At 42.0% G+C, this 17799-nt stretch carries 17 protein-coding genes and 1 tRNA gene; 3 read left to right on the forward strand and 15 right to left on the reverse strand.

Annotated features, from left to right (window positions below):
• Window positions 1–25 precede the first annotated feature (25 nt).
• Window positions 26–1309 carry an ATP-binding protein gene (locus ACPFYS_RS03245; protein ID WP_427875892.1) on the forward strand — a complete coding sequence of 428 codons (1284 nt, stop codon included), beginning with the start codon at window positions 26–28 and terminating at the stop codon, window positions 1307–1309.
• A gap of 109 nt (window positions 1310–1418) precedes the next feature.
• Here the strand turns inward: ACPFYS_RS03245 and ACPFYS_RS03250 are convergent, their stop codons facing one another.
• The 11 genes from ACPFYS_RS03250 to ACPFYS_RS03300 all read right to left on the reverse strand — a co-directional run bounded on the left by ACPFYS_RS03250 (window position 1419) and on the right by ACPFYS_RS03300 (window position 11341).
• Window positions 1419–2138: a Fic/DOC family protein gene (locus ACPFYS_RS03250; RefSeq protein WP_427875893.1), complete on the reverse strand. Its 720-nt coding sequence runs from the start codon at window positions 2136–2138 to the stop codon at window positions 1419–1421.
• Between the two features lie 20 nt (window positions 2139–2158).
• Complete coding sequence (locus tag ACPFYS_RS03255) at window positions 2159–2344, reverse strand: antitoxin VbhA family protein (protein WP_427875894.1); 186 nt, start codon at window positions 2342–2344, stop codon at window positions 2159–2161.
• Between the two features lie 563 nt (window positions 2345–2907).
• Entirely contained in the window at window positions 2908–3222 is a 315-nt protein-coding gene (locus ACPFYS_RS03260) for a F0F1 ATP synthase subunit epsilon (protein WP_427877626.1), read from the reverse strand.
• Window positions 3223–3224: 2 nt separating this feature from the next.
• The gene (gene atpD / locus ACPFYS_RS03265) at window positions 3225–4712 is read right to left on the reverse strand and encodes a F0F1 ATP synthase subunit beta (RefSeq protein ID WP_427875895.1); all 1488 of its coding nucleotides are present in this window, start codon (window positions 4710–4712) and stop codon (window positions 3225–3227) included.
• Between the two features lie 6 nt (window positions 4713–4718).
• The gene (locus ACPFYS_RS03270; protein ID WP_427875896.1) at window positions 4719–5723 is read right to left on the reverse strand and encodes a F0F1 ATP synthase subunit gamma; all 1005 of its coding nucleotides are present in this window, start codon (window positions 5721–5723) and stop codon (window positions 4719–4721) included.
• 3 nt (window positions 5724–5726) lie between these two features.
• Window positions 5727–7388 (reverse strand): F0F1 ATP synthase subunit alpha, encoded by a 1662-nt coding sequence (atpA, locus tag ACPFYS_RS03275; RefSeq protein WP_427875897.1) that lies wholly within the window; start codon window positions 7386–7388, stop codon window positions 5727–5729.
• A gap of 107 nt (window positions 7389–7495) precedes the next feature.
• On the reverse strand, window positions 7496–8077 hold the full coding sequence (locus ACPFYS_RS03280) for a F0F1 ATP synthase subunit delta (RefSeq protein ID WP_427875898.1): 582 nt from the start codon (window positions 8075–8077) through the stop codon (window positions 7496–7498).
• A 108-nt stretch (window positions 8078–8185) separates the two neighbouring features.
• Window positions 8186–8728, reverse strand: a complete 543-nt coding sequence (locus ACPFYS_RS03285) for a F0F1 ATP synthase subunit B (protein WP_427875899.1) — start codon at window positions 8726–8728, stop codon at window positions 8186–8188.
• A 61-nt stretch (window positions 8729–8789) separates the two neighbouring features.
• Window positions 8790–9023: an ATP synthase F0 subunit C gene (atpE, locus tag ACPFYS_RS03290; RefSeq protein WP_427875900.1), complete on the reverse strand. Its 234-nt coding sequence runs from the start codon at window positions 9021–9023 to the stop codon at window positions 8790–8792.
• 68 nt (window positions 9024–9091) lie between these two features.
• A complete protein-coding gene (gene atpB / locus ACPFYS_RS03295; RefSeq protein WP_427875901.1) occupies window positions 9092–9946 on the reverse strand; it encodes a F0F1 ATP synthase subunit A in 855 nt (284 codons plus the stop codon).
• A 363-nt stretch (window positions 9947–10309) separates the two neighbouring features.
• Window positions 10310–11341 (reverse strand): homoserine O-succinyltransferase, encoded by a 1032-nt coding sequence (locus ACPFYS_RS03300; protein WP_427875902.1) that lies wholly within the window; start codon window positions 11339–11341, stop codon window positions 10310–10312.
• Between the two features lie 135 nt (window positions 11342–11476).
• Here ACPFYS_RS03300 and ACPFYS_RS03305 point away from each other — a divergent pair.
• A tRNA-Met gene (locus ACPFYS_RS03305) sits at window positions 11477–11550 on the forward strand.
• Between the two features lie 121 nt (window positions 11551–11671).
• Here the strand turns inward: ACPFYS_RS03305 and ACPFYS_RS03310 are convergent.
• From ACPFYS_RS03310 to ACPFYS_RS03320, 3 genes are read right to left on the reverse strand one after another with little or no spacing between them, the layout of a single operon-like run.
• On the reverse strand, window positions 11672–12685 hold the full coding sequence (locus tag ACPFYS_RS03310) for a tetratricopeptide repeat protein (protein ID WP_427875903.1): 1014 nt from the start codon (window positions 12683–12685) through the stop codon (window positions 11672–11674).
• Between the two features lie 58 nt (window positions 12686–12743).
• Complete coding sequence (locus ACPFYS_RS03315; RefSeq protein WP_427877628.1) at window positions 12744–13745, reverse strand: hypothetical protein; 1002 nt, start codon at window positions 13743–13745, stop codon at window positions 12744–12746.
• 25 nt (window positions 13746–13770) lie between these two features.
• Entirely contained in the window at window positions 13771–15798 is a 2028-nt protein-coding gene (locus tag ACPFYS_RS03320; RefSeq protein WP_427875904.1) for a hypothetical protein, read from the reverse strand.
• A 77-nt stretch (window positions 15799–15875) separates the two neighbouring features.
• Between ACPFYS_RS03320 and ACPFYS_RS03325 the strand changes: the two genes are divergently transcribed.
• Window positions 15876–16838: an FKBP-type peptidyl-prolyl cis-trans isomerase gene (locus ACPFYS_RS03325; RefSeq protein ID WP_427875905.1), complete on the forward strand. Its 963-nt coding sequence runs from the start codon at window positions 15876–15878 to the stop codon at window positions 16836–16838.
• Between the two features lie 203 nt (window positions 16839–17041).
• On the opposite strand, the gene nucS is transcribed toward ACPFYS_RS03325, so the two are convergent.
• Window positions 17042–17749 carry an endonuclease NucS gene (gene nucS, locus ACPFYS_RS03330; protein ID WP_427875906.1) on the reverse strand — a complete coding sequence of 236 codons (708 nt, stop codon included), beginning with the start codon at window positions 17747–17749 and terminating at the stop codon, window positions 17042–17044.
• Window positions 17750–17799 lie beyond the last annotated feature (50 nt).

A 17799-nucleotide genomic window follows, 5' to 3' on the forward strand; every position in this document is an offset into this window, starting at 1 on the left:
ATTTTGAATACGAAAGGCGATTGAAATGAAACTCATTGAGAGAACGGATTACTTAAATCGCCTAAAGCGGCTTAAAGGCACACCAGATATAAAAATCATTACCGGAATCCGACGCAGTGGAAAATCAGAGTTACTGCGCGCTTACCGCACGTATTTAGAAAACACTTACAGTAATCAAAGTAGCAAACTTTACGCGTCGGCAAAGCACGCGCAACTTCCAAACACGCTACAACAGCAAGGTACGTCAAATAACCAAGAACTTAACATAATCAGCATTGACTTCAATAACCTAAATTACGAAAATCTGAAAAATTACAAAAACCTTTTTGCGTATGTTGAAAGCCGTTACATACACGAAGCGTACAACGTTCTTATGATCGACGAAGTGCAATTATGCCCAAAATTTGAGCTTGCGATTAATAGCCTTCACAATAGTAATAAATACGATATTTACTTAACGGGATCTAATGCATTCTTGCTTAGCTCGGATCTTGCAACACTATTTAGCGGAAGATTTATTGAAATACCAATATTCCCTTTCAGCTTTGCAGAATATTGCGAATACTTTGAAATAACAAGCAACTTTAACGATGCTTTGCAAAGGTATTTACAACATGGCGGACTTGCAGGATCATACGTTTACGCTAACCAAGACGATGCGCAAGCGTACATAAAAAACGTGTATACAACTCTTGTTAAACGCGATTTAGTAGACAAATACGCAATATCAGAAGTGTCACTTCTTGACTCAATATGCGAATTTTTAATGGATAATATTGCAAATCTCACAACTGCAAACAATGTAAGCTCAATACTTAAGCAGAATCAGATTGAAACAACGCACGTAACAGTAGGAAATTATCTAAAATATTTATGCAATGCGTTCATGTTTTATAAAGTAAAACGTTACGATATTCGAGGCAAAAAATATTTAGAAACAAACGAAAAATACTATTTAGCAGACACTGCACTTCGCTACGCAATTCTGGGAACTCGCAATATGGATTACGGAAGAGCGTACGAGAATATTGTGGCACTTGAGCTTATGCGAAGAGGATACTCAATTTACGTTGGTAAACTTTACCAAAAAGAAGTAGATTTTGTGGCAGTAAAAGCGAGCGAGAAGCTTTATATTCAAGTTTCAGACAACATTAGTGACGATGCAACGTTAGAGCGAGAGCTTTCGCCACTAAAAGCAATAAAAGATGCTTACCCTAAAATCCTACTTGCAAATACTCGCCACGATTCTTACGACATTGAAGGAATACGCGTAATAGACATAGCGCAGTGGCTGCTTAACGCAAACTGAGCAAAACGCGAATGATATTGCATGTAGCTCACACAAAAATCCGCAAAACACAAAAGAAAAGAGCCTTCACGCACGAACGCAAACAAGCGAACGCGAACGAAAGCTCTAATCAATCTATGCCATAACGCGTTTTATACGCCGCATAATCCCTATCTTGCAAAACACTAGCCACATTCGGCAAATATTCGTATTCCTCTTCAACAAGATGCACAAACTGCTGCTGAGCTAAAAGCTCAACCTGCAAAGGCTTTGTAATAATGTGAAACATGTCTTCAAGAAGCTTTGTATCGTTAGTATCTTTGGCCTGGATTGAAGCTTTGTCGTTGATGCGCTGCGTTATTAATCCCCAATCGAAATGGTATCCAGCATCTCGCGCAACTATATCCCAAAAAACGCGCTGCGTTCTACCATTGCCCTCACGAAATGGGTGTAAAACATTAAAATTATTGTAATTTACGCTTAGCTTACTAATAAACTCATCAATAGATAAACCTTGCAATAAATTATCATTTTTAAGCGTCTGCTCACAGTAACGAATCCCAACGCCCATGTATTCAAGCGGATGAAACGGCTCGCCGCCGCCTTTAGTCATATCTATAGTGCGAATCTGACCAGCCCAATCGTAAACATCTTGAAAAAGATAATGATGAATCCACTGCAATTGCTTAACAGTTCCTTCAGCATGTGGCAAGTTTTCGTACAAAATAGAGCATCTTGTAAGAACAGCATCGTTCTCATATTTATCTAATTCAATCTGATTATCTATATTAGACTTGTTCTTTAATACACTTGTGTGAGGAATAAGATATGGATCAAAAACTCTTTCCATTACGCACAAAACCCAATAACTTAATCCGTTACATTATACCTAGAACGCATTCTATCAACAAATTCGTCACTGGTTATAAAACCTTTAGCATATTGATTTGCGTCATAAAGAAACTCTTTTGAAGGCGAATTACCTTCAAGCCTGCCTGAAGCTATTGCAAGACCCAAATTTTCTTGACGTCTACGTTGCATTTCTTTATCAATCATTTCTTCTCCCTACCACACACACGCACACAAATCAAAAACAACTATGCACTATTTTACTATGCGCAATACATTTTGATTACTAAACATTTCCGTTACGGAACACTTTATTTACGCCACATTTCATTCACAGCACACTTTGCGATTTGACGAATCCACGCAAGCGCAACAAACATCGGCAACATCACGCCACTCGTTTCAGCGTAAGCAACGCAGCAGTGGCTGCTCGAAACAAACACGGCGCTTCGCTTGTGAGCGTTATTTTCTCAGTTCGTTAACTGAGTTTTTAACAGTATTTTGCGTTTTACCGTTACTTTCTCAGTTCGTTAACTGAATTTTTAACGGTGTTTTGCCAATTACCGTTATTTTCTCAGTTCGTTGACTGAGTTAGTAACGGTGTTTGAGTGATTACCGTTACTTTCTCAGTTCGTTAACTGAATTAGTAACAGTGTTTCGCCACTGAGATCTATTTTCTTTACAAGAGCGCAATAAAAACAAAAGGCAGAAGCTTGAGAATACCCAAAACTTCTGCCTTTTCAGCAGCTTACTTTTACTTATACGTAAGCCTAAATCACTTTAGCGTTAGGCAACACATTGCCGTCTTTATCAACGTTGCAACTGTGCTCAACAGCAATCGTAATATTGTCAGAGTCAACAGAAAAGAATCCGTCCGTAACCTTAAAAACGTGACGCACACCCTTCAAATCGTCGACCTTAACAAAACCGTGATCAATCAACGCAAGCACAGCCTCATGCCCAGGAAGAATGCCCATAGAGCCATTCACCGAAGGAATAATAGCAAACTTTGCATCACCTTCCCACACAGGATGCCTGGCTGCCACCACACTTACGTGCAGCGATTTTACTTGCTTTTCTGACATAATCACTCACCAAACTCTTGCTTCATATCGTGCCAACGACGCTCAAGATCATCAATACCGCCAATTCCAGAGAACGCCTGTTCAGGGATCTCATCGTAAGTGCCATTGCAAATACGAGTGAACGCCTCAATAGTCTCATCAGCTGGAACGTAAGAACCTGGACGACCAGTGAACTTTTCAGCAACGTAGAAGTTCTGACCAAGGAACTGCTCAATCTTACGAGCGCGGCTCACTGTGGTCTTATCTTCTTCGCCAAGCTCATCAATACCAATCAAAGCGATGATATCCTGAAGCTCCTTGTTACGCTGCAAAATAGCCTTCACGCGGTTTGCACAATCGTAATGAGCCTGTCCAACGTAGCGCGGATCCAAAATTCTAGAAGTAGAAGCCAAAGGATCCACAGCCGGGTAAATACCCTTAGCAGCAATATCACGCGAAAGCTCAGTAGTAGCATCCAAGTGCGTAAATGTTGTTGCAGGTGCCGGGTCAGTGTAATCATCTGCAGGCACGTAAATAGCCTGAAGAGACGTAATGGAATGGCCGCGCGTAGAAGTAATACGCTCCTGCAACGCACCCATTTCATCAGCCAAGTTTGGCTGGTAACCAACTGCGGAAGGCATACGACCAAGCAAAGTGGACACCTCAGAACCAGCCTGAGTAAAGCGGAATATGTTATCAATAAACAGCAACACATCCTGATTCTGCACGTCGCGGAAGTACTCAGCCATGGTCAAAGCGGTAAGAGGCACACGAAGACGAGTCCCAGGAGGCTCATCCATCTGACCGAAGACAAGTGCTGTTTTCTCCAAAACACCAGCTTCAGCCATTTCGCCGATCAAATCGTTACCCTCACGAGTACGTTCACCAACGCCAGCGAATACAGAAACACCACCGTGATTCTGCGCAACGCGCTGAATCATTTCCTGAATCAACACGGTTTTGCCAACACCTGCGCCACCGAACAGACCAATCTTTCCACCCTGAACGTAAGGTGTAAGCAAATCGATAACCTTAATACCGGTCTCGAACATCTGAGTCTTAGACTCAAGTTGATCGAAAGCAGGTGGGTTACGATGAATTGGCCAACGCTCGGTTACTTCAAGCTTTTCACCAGGCTTAGCATTCAAAATATTGCCAGTGACATCAAAAACGTGACCTTTAGTGATATCACCAACAGGCACCGATATAGGGCCGCCAGTGTCTCGTACTAAAGCTCCACGAACCAAGCCGTCTGTAGGCTTTAAAGCCACTGCACGCACGGTAGAATCACCAAGATGCTGTTCAACTTCCAGCGTAATCTCATGTACAGTATCGCCTTCTGTGTTACCCACAGTAGCAATATCTACCTTAAGAGCATTGTAAATGTCAGGCAAATAGCCTACTGGAAATTCAACATCAATCACGGAACCCTGAACGCGAGTTACATGACCAGCTGTTGGATCAGCATCCTTTTCATCTTGTGGAGGTGCTGTGGTTTTATTCTCAACCATATGCTCCTATTCCTCCTCGTTATTCAGCGCGTCAGCGCTGCCGATAATCTCGGTAAGTTCCTGAGTAATGGACGCCTGACGAGAAGCATTAAGCTTCCTTGTCAAATCTTCCACCAAATTGCGTGCGTTATCCGTAGCCGTGTGCATAGCATTCTGTCGACTTGCAGTCTCAGAAGCAGCCGAAGTAAGCAAACATTCATGAATACGAGACTGAATGTACTTAGGCAAAACCGCATCAAGCACTTCATCAGAGCTTGGCTCGAAACAATATTCAACAGCGTCAGGATTGCTGCGACTCACAGCCTCTTCACGAGCTGAAACTGCACTCGTAGACGACAGTGACGCTGAAGGGCCAGAAGCAGCCTCATAATCAGGACGATGCATAGCAAATTCTTCACCGTCTTTCAACGGAACCAGCTCTACAGGAAGCATACGCAACGTACGCACCTTCTGCCTGACCATGTTGATAAATTCAGTGAAAACTATGTACAGTTCTGAAACGCCACCGTCTTCTTCTGATGTCATATAAGCATCCATTAAAGTATCTGAAATCTTTTCTGCAATACTGACATCAGGATGATCTGTAGATCCTTCCCAAGTTCCAGCCACATCACGATTACGATACTTGTAGTATGTAGCTCCACGACGACCGTACACATACAGCTCCGCGTGCTTACCTTCAGAATCTAGTTTGGCAAGAAGTGCCTCAGTCTCACGAATAATCGAAGACGTAAAAGCACCTGCCATTCCACGATCAGAAGTAAGTGCAAGAACCGCTACGCGATTGCCGGAATGCTCCTTACCAAAAATAGGATGCTTAATATTTGCCTCATGATGAGCTACCAACGCCTGCACGGCATCGAAAATCGCGTCACTATACGGCTTCGCGTTCAAAGCGATATCTCGCGCCTTGGCGATATGTGAGGACGCAATCATTTCCTGAGCCTTGAAGATTTTACCCAAGGACTGCGTAGAAATAATCCTCGATTTCAATGCAAGTTGGGAGGACATACGTTACTTCTCCCCAGACTCGCGAGCGTCGGACTTCGGCTTAGCTACAAGCTTCTCTTTTTCGACAGGAGCTGGATTTTCTGCAGGAGGCAAAGAATCCTTCACCACCAATGGCTTACCAGCAGAAGTCTTGAAAGACTTACGGAAATCATCGATTGCAGCGTCAAGCTTTGCTTCTGTTTCCTTAGTAAAGTCTTCCGTATCGCGAATTACCTGCAAAATGTCAGTAGCATTATTCAAATAGTCCAACAATTCGCTTTCAAAACGCAACACATCCTTTACAGGAATATCATCAAGCTTTCCGTGAGTACCAGCCCAAACAGAAACCACTTCTTGTTCCATAGAACGAGGAGAGAACTGCTTCTGCTTAAGAAGCTCTGTTAAGCGAGCACCACGAGTCAACTGAGCCTTAGAAGCTGCATCCAAATCTGAAGCAAACATTGCGAAGGATTCCAAAGACTTGTAACGAGCCAAAGAAATCTTCAACATGCCAGAGACCTTCTTCAAAGCCTTAGCCTGAGCAGCACCACCAACACGAGACACGGAAATACCGACATCAACTGCTGGTCGCTGACCTGCGTTGAACAAATCAGACTGCAAGAAGATCTGACCATCTGTGATAGAAATCACGTTGGTTGGAATGTATGCAGAAACATCGTTTGCTTTAGTCTCGATAATTGGAAGGCCGGTCATAGAGCCGCCGCCCAAATCGTCAGAAAGCTTAGCACAACGTTCAAGCAGACGAGAATGCAAGTAGAACACGTCACCTGGATAAGCTTCACGCCCAGGCGGACGACGAAGAAGCAAGGAAATTGAACGGTATGCTTCTGCCTGCTTCGACAAATCATCGAAAACAATCAAAACATGCTTGCCGTTATACATCCAATGCTGTCCGATTGCAGAACCAGTGTAAGGTGCAATGTACTTAAAACCTGCAGAATCAGAAGCCGGGCTTGCCACAATAGTGGTGTACTTCATAGCGCCTGCTTCTTCAAGGCTTTGACGTACTGCAGCAATAGTAGAACCCTTTTGACCGATTGCTACATAAATGCAGCGAACCTGCTTCTTAGGATCTCCACTTTCCCAATTTGTACGTTGATTAATAATCGTATCTATTGCGATTGCTGTTTTACCAGTCTGTCGATCACCAATGATTAACTGTCGCTGACCTCGACCGATTGGCGTCATTGCATCAATTGCCTTCAAACCGGTAGACAAAGGCTCGTCTACTGGATGACGGTGAATAACGTCTGGCGCCTGCGCTTCAAGAATACGGCGCTCTTTGCACTCAATCGCACCAAGACCATCAATTGGATGACCCAAAGGATCTACTGTACGACCAAGATAGGCGTCACCAACCGGCACGGACAAAACCTCACCGGTGCGGTATACTTCCTGCCCTTCCTCAATTCCAGTAAAATCGCCGAGAATAACAACGCCGATTTCGTGGGCATCAAGGTTAAACGCAAGACCTAAAGTATCGTTTTCGAATGTCAACAACTCGTTAGCCATGCAGCCAGACAAACCAGCAACGTGTGCAATACCGTCGCCAGCAGTCACGACATAGCCGACTTCTTGAGTCGGCATATCTGTAGGCTCATAGGAGTCGACAAACCCATCGAGTGCCTTGCGTATCAGGGCGGGATCAATAGATAGTTCCGCCATAATTCTCCTTATGTACTGTATGTATGCTTCCTAGCATACGTTCATCTTAAAAAGATGAAATAAAACTTACGACTGCTGATTCAATAACAGCCGCATTGCCTCGAGCTTTATTTGATTTCCTGTGTCCAAGCACCGTTACGAGCAGAACGCTGCAACTGCTTTAACTGCATTAGCATGGTACGATCGGTAATCTTGTCACCGATTTGAATACGCATGCCGCCAAGCACATTAGGATCCACAATTGGGTTAATGTATGCACGATGACCCAATTTATTACTGTAGATCTCAATCAAACGCTTGATTTGCTTATCTGTAAGAGGCTGAGCGGTAGTAACTGTTACCAAAGTCTCGCCAGCTTCACGCTGGAAACCAGACCAAGCTCCACCGAAGCTACCGGTTTTACCTGACTCTTCACCACCGTGCCAGGTTCCTACAAGATAATGCATAATTCGCAGCACTACAGGGTGCGCTTTACCTCCGATAAGTTCGTCAATTAGACGAGACTTATCTTCAGAAGACCTATTTGGATCGGTCATTGCGTCAGAAAGCTCGGGATACTGATTAAGTGTGTCTATCAGCGACGATAACTCATCAGCAATACGCTGCGCCTCATCATGCGCATCACTAAGAGCTTGCGACAATGACGTGCGCGACAAGTTTTCGCTTACCCGCGATGCCTTTACCGGCATCTTTACCTCCTCGTTGTAAACAAAACACAGCAAGTACACAATTCACATTGTGATTGAGTTGAAATTAAAACTTACGAATTTCGATCAGTTTTTATATTTCTACTCAGCTTACTTGTTTTGTCCCGATTCCTTACTGCCTTCTACTTCATCAATCACATGATCGATAACTTTGGAGCCTACAGTATCGTCATCTAGCTTTGAAGCCAAAATCTTACCTGCCAATGCTGCGGCAAGTACCGATACTTCTCCTTGGAGGCTGGACATGGCATGCTTATGCTGAGCTTCAATTGAGTGCTGTGCTTCGCTAATAATTTTTGCAGCATCTTTTTCAGCACGCTGTCGAGCTTCATCGACAATCTTCGAAGCTTCTGCACGAGCCTGCTCACGAGTCTTCGCAGCATCTGTCTGAGCTTGAGCGAGTTCATTTTCAATCTCAGCTTTCAACTCATCAGCTTCCTGCTGCGTTTTAGCCGCTTTAGCTATTCCACCTTCAATTTTTTCTGCACGCTCATCAAAAATCGCCTGGAATTTTGGTAGCACAAGCTTGTAGAAGAAAACCGCAAGAATAACTAAAACAACCAGCGACCACAATACGTCGTAAGGCTCAGGCAAGAACAATGCCAATTTATCACTTCCGGCTGCATGCGCCATGGCTTGTCCTTTCTATCCTTTTCAACACTTTTGTGTTGCTGAACAATATTTTTCGTTCAGCTCAGCTGCCCATGATGTAGGAGACGAAGCCAAGCAAACCAAGAACCTCGATAAATGCCAAGCCTACGAACATGAAGAGCTGAATGCGGTTGCCAACTTCTGGCTGACGTGCAGTGGATTCCATAGCCTTAGCAACAACTATTGCCATGCCAAGTGCAGGCGAAATAGTTGCGATAGCAAAGCCAAGAATGCTCAAATTGCCGGTAAGGCCTGCAAGAGCGATAATACTATTCATTGGTTTCCTTTCTGTTGAAACAGTAACCAGTATAAACCCGTACGATTAGTAAAAGAATAAACGATCTTTTACGCAACTGCTACTGCAGTCTTATCTTCTTCTTCCGGGTAACTTTCCGAAATATAGACAGATGCAAGCACTGTAAAAATAAATGCCTGCAAGCCAGCTACCATAATTTCGAATAGGGTAAACAGAATGCCACCAAGCAGCCACAAAGCACCGCCTAAGGCAAGGAGTTTATTGCTGGAATCCACCACGAAGAAATTGGTGAATACTAAACAAGTGGCCACCAGCAAATGGCCAGCAATCATATTCGCAAACAAACGAATTGTAAGCGAAAGTGGTCGCACAATTATTAATTCTATGAGCTGCAATGGCGAAAGAATAAAGTAAATCGGCCATGGCACACCCGCTGGGAACAATGCTTCGCGGAAGAATCGCAAAAAACCTTTTTCGCGAATGCCAGCAATAAGATATTGGCAAACAACCCACAAAGCAAATACCAACGGACAAGCAATGGTTGCGGTTGCAGCCATATTTAATCCTGGAATCACAGAACAAAGATTAAAGAAGAAAATAGTGAGGAATAACGTGGACATCATTGGCACATAGCGCTTGCCGCGTTCCTCGCCAATCATTTCGTAAACAATGTTGTAGCGCACAAAGTCCATCAGGATTTCCAGCACGCTCTGGAATCTTCCTGGAACCACTTTTGCACGAGCAGCACCAATGCCAAAAACAATCATAACGATTACGGCCATAATAAGACGCACCATAACAATTCGATTCATGGCAAAAGGTGTGCCTTGGAATAAAATCTCTGGAGGCAAAAACTCACTAATATTAGGTAATTCTGGCCTAGAAGAAGCTACAGACGAAGCTACCGCTGTGGTTTTCGTCAAAGCTTCAAGCATTCCATTCATGGTGCCTCCTTAAATATCTCGTTCACACGCCTTTAACAGTACCGCTTATTGCACGTAGCAATGTACAAACTATCTACCAACAAATTTTCTTCGCAAGGCGCGGGGCACGAAACGAAAAACTATATCCAAAAGCTGATTTTACTCTGTGCTTGTACATATTTTTGATTCAAAATAGCTTATATCCAAATAAAATCTCAAAAAACAAAAAAATTTCATCATATTAAGGCAAACACTGTAAAAGTTATTGAAAATTCCTTTACTTTTTAAAATAAAGAAACAAAATACTGAAAATGTTTGACACTCTTATAACGCTTTTTTAGTAATTTAATAGAGATTTATTAATAATTATTAACAGTACAGGCACTATTTTTGCACACCGTAACCATACTCAATAAAAGGAGAAAAACCATCAGAGCGCGCAGGTACAGGCTCGTGACGTATAGATCTATCTGTACCCAACTTTCCAGTAGAACGCAACTGAGGAATATCAACTAAATTGTAAGGCGTAGTTTCGTATACCCAGTTAAGCCAGTTACGCCACAGCAAATTCGCATGCGCACGCCATGCAAAAAGCGGTTCCAAACTTGCGTCATCATGAGGAAAATAGTTTTTAGGGAAAGGAACATTACTTAATCCTTTAGCCATATCTCGCTCATATTCCTGAGCAAGTGTCATCTTCCCATACTCCCAATGTCCTAATGCAAAAACTTCAGAAAAATCACGAGTAGCAACTAATCCAGGACCAGACTCAGGACCACAAGTAAGCACCTGAAGCTGACTATTTGCAGCAATATCGTCAATATCAACACTTGCAACACGAGAATGCGGTTGTAACGCTATCTCATCAAAACCGTTAGTGAGAAAACAATACTCGTCTTGCAAATATTGCGGAAATACTCCAAAAATTTTCTCACTTAATACATGCTTTTTTACGCCGTATCGATAATAAAGAGCACCCATCGCTCCCCAACACAAATACATCGTTGAAAAAACATGAGTAGAAGCCCAATCAAGAATCTGCGTAAATTCCTGCCAGTAATCAACATCCTCAAATTTCATATGTTCAACTGGAGCACCTGTAACAACAAAACCGTCATAATAATTGTTTTTCAGCGCATCGAGATTTTCGTAAAACTTCACTAAATGATCAGCACTAACATGAGTAGACGTATGCGTAGAAGTTTTCATAAAATCGACATCAACCTGCAAAGGCGATTTTGATATAAGACGCAAAAGTTGCGTTTCTGTCTCGATTTTTTTTGGCATAAGATTCAAAATCAGAATCCTGAGTGGTCTCACTCTCTGCTGTTCTGCTTCTGGACGTTCAAGTGCAAAAATACGCTCATCATCAAGTATGTCTCGAGCTGGGAGACCTTCAGGAATCTTAATAGGCATGTGATTATTATATTCACACGCACGGCAACTTTAAAAAAGAGGAAGTTATCAGATACCTATAGAGATAAAAGACACGCCGAAGTTGACAAATTATAATTTATACCTATTGTAGATAGAGCTGCTAAAAGTAGCCGACGCGGGGTGGAGCAGCTCGGTAGCTCGCTGGGCTCATAACCCAGAGGTCCATGGTTCAAATCCATGCCCCGCTACTAAAAAGCCAAGAATCACACAAAATTCTCACGATTGTTGTGGTTCTTGGCTTTTTTCATTGTCTTTTGAGATATCGTTATAAACTAACCGTCGCCCTTACAAACTCAGTAAAAATATAATTCAGTAAAGAAGCACAGACAAGCGACGCCGAGCGCGAGCTAAACGCTCATCTCCTGCAGGTAGCATAGCAAAATACTCAAGCATGCGAGAACGAACAGTTTCCGCATCAGCACGATGTCCTGCAGCCAGGAAATCAAGCAAACGACTGAACGCATCATCTATATGACCGTCAATCATATCTACATCAGCAACAGCAAGCTGCGCTTCAACACTATTCGGGTCATCTCCAGCAGCTTTACGAACAGCAGCTACATCCGTATCGGAATTGCGAGCAAGAAGTAATGCTTTCGCATGCTCGCGCACAGCAAGAACATCATGAGGATCTTCCTCAACAATTTTCGCATACTCAGCAGCAGCTCCAGCATAATCTCCTTGCAAAGCAAGCGAATGAGCGCGTTCGTGAGCAGGAGGAATTTCTTCAGATTTATTCTCAATATCGTCAGAAGTACTCGAATTAGAATCAGAATCGTCATTTTTTTCTACAAAAGGCGCAGTCCCAGCAACTCCAGATCGTTCAGCAACCTGCACTAGTTGAGGCAAAATCGCAGTGCAAATCTGATTCAGTTCATCATCACTTGGCAAACCTTGCGATATAGGCATAGGCCTACCACCAATAAGACCATAAATTGCAGGAAATTGCTCAGCACGCAAGGCTTGAGCTATTGAAGGACTAGAATCTGCATCTATACGCGCAAGCTGCATACGCCCATCAAGTGAATTAACAGCTTCGGCTAATTTTGTAGCAACATCAAACGAAGTTTCATCATTCGACTGCCATACGAGTAACACTATAGGGAAACTAACTGAAGTCTGAACCATGGCTTGGAACGATTGATCATTAACATCAATAACGTAACCACCAGCTTTAGGCGCGCGAGGAACATTTTCGCCAGAAGCTAACTTTGCTGACTGCTTAGCCTGTGCTTCTACACGACGTTTTACGCCTTCCAAATCGACTGCTCCAGCAAGAGAAAACCCTCCTGGATTCATAGTTTGTCGATTTTCATTTACCATTATTACCTCACTTGTTAATGATTACTAATTACGTTAAGAAACACAAATTATTTATTAATCACAGCGCTTCAACTTTAATTGGCTGCCGTTCTGCGCCAACAGGCATAATTTTCATATTTGATCCTGCAGGAGGAATTACTAGCGCAATAACATTCGCATAAGTAACTTTTATAGTTCCTTTTGCCTGAGAGTCTCCAAAAAGAGCTTTTTCTTCATCAGAAGCAGGACGAGATTGACGCCCACTTCCAGCAACACGAGTCCACACGGAATCAATGCGCGCGACCACAAGTTCACTTCCATCACTAGCTCTCATGGAACTTATTTGATTTTCAGAAGGTGTAAAAATTTGCTCTTGCGAACCATTGTTTCGCTCTAATCCTTCTTGAACAGCTTTGCTAAGTTCTTCAAGTTTCGAACGCAAATAATCTTTATCAAAGTTTTTTGCAAACTTGCTATTATTCCCATGCTGTAGAACATCAGCATATGCACTAACAGCATCTTTAGGGGTCATAATCAAGCCCTTATCGTCAACCTTGCCCATTACTGAACCTATAGATGGCACAGCAAACTTTGGAAGATGAACTCCTGGGAAAAGTCTAGCTACAGCCCACAATTTGTAATTAGTTTTAGCTCTCTGCTGCCTTATAACAAGCAAACGCCTAGATTGCTGATCTTTTGTTGTTGTAGTAATAGTTATTACATCGCGCGGCCAGTCTGAATTAACAGGCACAATCGACTGCGCTACCGCTTTAGGAATTGTAGTTTTAGGATCTAGATTGCCTGTAGCGGCAGCAACAGTTAATTCACTAGCCCTAATATCTAAAGCTGGACCGCTCAAATAACGATTTAAATCAGAAATATTGCGAGTTTCGCTAGCTTTCTCCAAATTTCGCAATATTCCAAGACGAATATCTTTTTCTTTAAAAAGCGTTACGTCTGGAATTTCTTTAGAAGCGTGAGGCTCAGACGGTTTTGGTACTTGACCATTACATGCGGTTAAGCTCAAAGTCATAGTAGAAACTAAACAAATAGACAAGCAGGACACTGTTTTACGAAACATTCCACGCACTTTACTACGCATATTTTCACGCCTTCCTCTGTCCGTTTGTGTTGCTGTTTCGCACTGTTTTCTTGCGTTTATCGCGTTGCATATCAGCAGAAGTATCTTGTTTCCTCTGACCATAACGCGTATTTTCATTTTGATTAGTTTTACTATTTTGCTTACTGTCACTTTGATTACTTTTGCTTTGGTTATCGTAATTATTTTTTGAGTGATTATTCATAGAATTAATGGCACTATTTTTCTTTGAATTTTCGTTGCGCCTATAGGATTTATCCTGACGATGAGCACCTTTTCGATAGTAGCCATATTCGTTCGAATCAGATTTTTGATTATTTGAGCGTTCGCGCGCATCGCTTTTAGCGTAAGATTTCCCTGAATTGCGGCGATTTCTTCCATGAGTAGTTCCGCGACTAGTTCCGTTAGCAGTTTCACTAGCATTCCCATTGCCATTTTTAGTATTATTTTCGCCACGCTTTGAGCTACCTGAATTGCGATTATTGCCATCGTTCAGTCTACGCTTTGAAAACTCGCGAGTATTGCGGCCTTCATTATTTTTCCCACTGGAATTATGATTTTTCTTCTCTTCGTCCTTTTCAGTCACGTTTTTAGAAGAATCATACGAATTTTGCTGATTTTCGCTATTTACCTGAGTTTTGTGTTTATTGTCGAAACTTTTACGAACAGCATGCGCGCTAGTTTTGCGAGTTTTCTTATTCTTAAAGTCGTTAGAGCGCATATCATTTTCGTCATTATTCTTCTTACTATCAAAGCTGGAATCTTTATAAGAATCAGACTTTTCAGCAGCATTGTCGACAGTTAAACTAACTCCATCTTCTTTAGCTAATCTTGCAAAGTATGCTTTAAGTTCGTCAGGAGAAATTACTGTAGTATCTTCAAGAGAATTAGACGAACTATGCTCGGAATTATTATCAGAATTGCTATCTGAATTCTCATTTGTACGTACTGAAATAGAAACAGTATTTGCGTTATTGATATCAGATTGTGAATACACATGGCGTTTAGTTCCGTGACGCGCATGAGCCCCAGCAGAACCCTTGTGGTGATTGGATTTTCCGAATAAACCAACCATAGTTCCAGCAAAGGCTTCTGAGAAACTAACTTCTTCACGACGCTCAGAAGTTACGCGCAAAGAACCGTTACGTTTTGCAACAATACGCTGATTTCTTCTGCGATGCGGCGACATTGCAAATACTGTAGCTGCTAAAACCATAAGTACTGCAAATAATGCTGCAGTCAAATACCATGGCGTTACAAAATCAGGTATGCTGTGTCGTCTCCAGCGCATTTCAATGTGCGCTACACGATTATTAGAACCAAGATCAATAATTATTGCATGATTTAATTTTTGTGAACGAGCAGCTTCTGAAGCTTGATTGTTTGCGCCTTTATCATCATTATGAACATTCTTGTTTTTACCAGTTTTGTCCACATTTCCCATAGAAACAGCATGATCATAAGATGCAGCATTACTAGATTGCACAAAATCAGACACGTCCGCAGAAAGTTTCGCTAATCCAAGCTGACAGTTTGCTTCCGACCACATATCGGATTCTTTAAACGGTACGTCTGGATCTTCCGGCTTATCTGTTTTCATTTTTTCTTGAGATTTAACAAGTTTTACCGAAAGAGTTTTCCAATCTTTAAGTCCAGTAATATGCTGAACAGAAGACCCAGAAGTCCAACCTTTAATATCTTTTGTTAAACCGACTGCTATGCAAACAGGCTTGCGAGATTTTTCTACTGCAGCAGAAATACGAACACGACTATCTACAAGATTCATAACACCTGGGTCGGTTACTATATACTGTGCCCCACTCACACGAGCGTGAGCTATAATGACCTGCTCTGGTTTCCAAACAGTTGCATTCATTACACCCAACGTCGCACTCAGCACTGCCAATATTCCAAATATTGAGGCTATAATATAGCGCACACGTCGAGAACGTTTAGAAGATTGCTGCATGCAAATTCTCTCCTCATGCTGAGTACTATCATTTTTGCTTATACTATAAGTCACATTTTTGGTCATAACATTTACTATTCTACAATCTTTTCACACCAATGATATTTTTCTATAAAATCAGTATCAAGCGGTAATGTAAGCGTATGCAAAAAACAAAATTTACAGCACGATTATTAGCAATTTTAAGCGCAATAGCATTATGCGCAGGACTTGCATCTTGTGGCAATGACAACAACTCTATGAAAGACGATGCTGCCGAAAAAGCCGGAATGAAATTGATCGAAGGTATAAGCGCATCTGGTGATTTATTTAAAAAACCAAAGATTACTTTCAAAGCTCCTCTAAAAGTTCCTGATAACTCTTACGCAATTTTGCAGCGAGGCAACGGTAAAGAGGTAAAAGACGGTGAAAGAGTATGCTCTCACGGCATTATCTATAATGCTAAAACCGGCAAAGAGGTTATGAATACCTGGGATAAAAATAAGCCCGATTGCACTCTAGTCATAAATAAGAAAAATATGACTAAACAGACTTACGCAGTTATAAATAAAAAACCTACTGGAACTACTATTGCACTTGGAATTCCGGCAAAAGGTAAAGATGATCCGTATGTTATGGCTTTAACTCTTCTTTCTGTCGAAAAGACAATAACTAAAGCAACTGGTAAAGCTGTAACTAACATTCCTGCAAATTTGCCGAAGGTAACTCTTGATAAATCTGGAGCCCCATCCTTAGATAAGAACAACTACGTTCCAGATGGAAAGCTTGTTTCTCAGACTCTGATTGAAGGAACTGGCAAAGAAGTGAGCGCGAAAAGCACAGTCACCGTTCATTACGCTGGATGGACTACAGATAAGGACGGCAAGCTGCATCAGTTTGATTCGTCATGGACACGCGGAACACCTGCAGATTTCTCACTCGACGGACAAGTAATTCCAGGATGGATTAAAGGTTTAGCCGGAAAGAAAGTGGGATCACAAGTTCTTTTGGTAATTCCACCAGAAGATGGTTACGGTAAGGAAGACAAGAAGGATGCGCAAGGAAACGTAATAATTCCTGCAAATTCAACTCTTTATTTCGTAATTGATATTCTTTACGCTTCGTGAGATTCACAAATTTCAAAGTATTTGCAAAATGCTTTAACTAGCAATTCGCGAATGGCAGACCCCTCCTTATGGAGGGGTTTTTGATTATGCATCTAAAAAATATAAAACAAAAGCGTTCTAATACAAAGTAAGCATGTACTAATTGCGTATGTACTAATTACGCATGTAATAATAATTACGAAACGGTGAAAAATCACGAAGATTTAGAACAAAAGAATGTCGTTGGACTCAACACCGCGCATATCATCATAGTCAAGAATCAGGCAAGTAAAACCACGATCTTCCGCCAAAACTCGCGCTTGCGGGCTAATTGTTTGTGCAGCAAAAATGCCACGAACAGGCTTCAAAAGTGGATCCCTATTCAATAACTCGCAGTATCTAGTGAGCTGCTCAACACCGTCAATACCACCATGACGCTTAATCTCAATCGCAACATGTACGCCTTCAGCATCCTGAGCCATAATATCTACCGGGCCGATAGCAGTCGGATACTCACGACGAATAAGCTTTGCGCCATCTCCAATACGCTCAATCTGTTCAGCCAAATATCGCTGCAAATGATCTTCAACGCCATCCTTAATTAGACCCGGATCCTCACCCAAGTCATAAGTACTGTCACTATATACATGTTCTAAAGAAATCTTTAGTAAATCATCACTTTTTTCTGCAGCAACACGAAGAACGCAACCATCAGCAAGCTCGCTGGAAGCAGACTCTTCTCCATTTTCTTTTTGAAGTATGCGCATAGTGCAAGGAGCAACCATCCAATTAAGCGGCTTATACGCTCCAAGTTCCGAAAAGATCAGAACACTGCCATCAGCTTTAATAAGAAGAACACGCTTAGCTAGTGGAAGCGTAGCATTTAATCTACCTGTATATTCAGCACTACAATCTGCAACAATAATTCGCACACAAAAAGCATAACAGAAATTGCAAGTATGTAGTGAGACGGAGTTGCAAA

It is taken from the genome of Gardnerella sp. 2492 (assembly GCF_050320365.1).
GTDB lineage: Bacteria > Actinomycetota > Actinomycetes > Actinomycetales > Bifidobacteriaceae > Bifidobacterium.

Coding starts and splice junctions, on each gene's coding strand:
- ACPFYS_RS03285 (WP_427875899.1), bottom strand. CDS start 8,728: ATGGCGCATGCAGCCGGAAGTGATAAATTGGCATTGTTCTTGCCTGAG.
- ACPFYS_RS03310 (WP_427875903.1), bottom strand. CDS start 12,685: ATGGTAAATGAAAATCGACAAACTATGAATCCAGGAGGGTTTTCTCTT.
- ACPFYS_RS03255 (WP_427875894.1), bottom strand. CDS start 2,344: ATGATTGATAAAGAAATGCAACGTAGACGTCAAGAAAATTTGGGTCTT.
- atpA (WP_427875897.1), bottom strand. CDS start 7,388: ATGGCGGAACTATCTATTGATCCCGCCCTGATACGCAAGGCACTCGAT.
- ACPFYS_RS03280 (WP_427875898.1), bottom strand. CDS start 8,077: ATGCCGGTAAAGGCATCGCGGGTAAGCGAAAACTTGTCGCGCACGTCA.
- ACPFYS_RS03320 (WP_427875904.1), bottom strand. CDS start 15,798: ATGACCAAAAATGTGACTTATAGTATAAGCAAAAATGATAGTACTCAG.
- atpB (WP_427875901.1), bottom strand. CDS start 9,946: ATGAATGGAATGCTTGAAGCTTTGACGAAAACCACAGCGGTAGCTTCG.
- atpE (WP_427875900.1), bottom strand. CDS start 9,023: ATGAATAGTATTATCGCTCTTGCAGGCCTTACCGGCAATTTGAGCATT.
- ACPFYS_RS03245 (WP_427875892.1), top strand. CDS start 26: ATGAAACTCATTGAGAGAACGGATTACTTAAATCGCCTAAAGCGGCTT.
- atpD (WP_427875895.1), bottom strand. CDS start 4,712: ATGGTTGAGAATAAAACCACAGCACCTCCACAAGATGAAAAGGATGCT.
- ACPFYS_RS03250 (WP_427875893.1), bottom strand. CDS start 2,138: ATGGAAAGAGTTTTTGATCCATATCTTATTCCTCACACAAGTGTATTA.
- ACPFYS_RS03300 (WP_427875902.1), bottom strand. CDS start 11,341: ATGCCTATTAAGATTCCTGAAGGTCTCCCAGCTCGAGACATACTTGAT.
- ACPFYS_RS03315 (WP_427877628.1), bottom strand. CDS start 13,745: ATGTTTCGTAAAACAGTGTCCTGCTTGTCTATTTGTTTAGTTTCTACT.
- ACPFYS_RS03325 (WP_427875905.1), top strand. CDS start 15,876: ATGCAAAAAACAAAATTTACAGCACGATTATTAGCAATTTTAAGCGCA.
- ACPFYS_RS03260 (WP_427877626.1), bottom strand. CDS start 3,222: ATGTCAGAAAAGCAAGTAAAATCGCTGCACGTAAGTGTGGTGGCAGCC.
- ACPFYS_RS03270 (WP_427875896.1), bottom strand. CDS start 5,723: ATGTCCTCCCAACTTGCATTGAAATCGAGGATTATTTCTACGCAGTCC.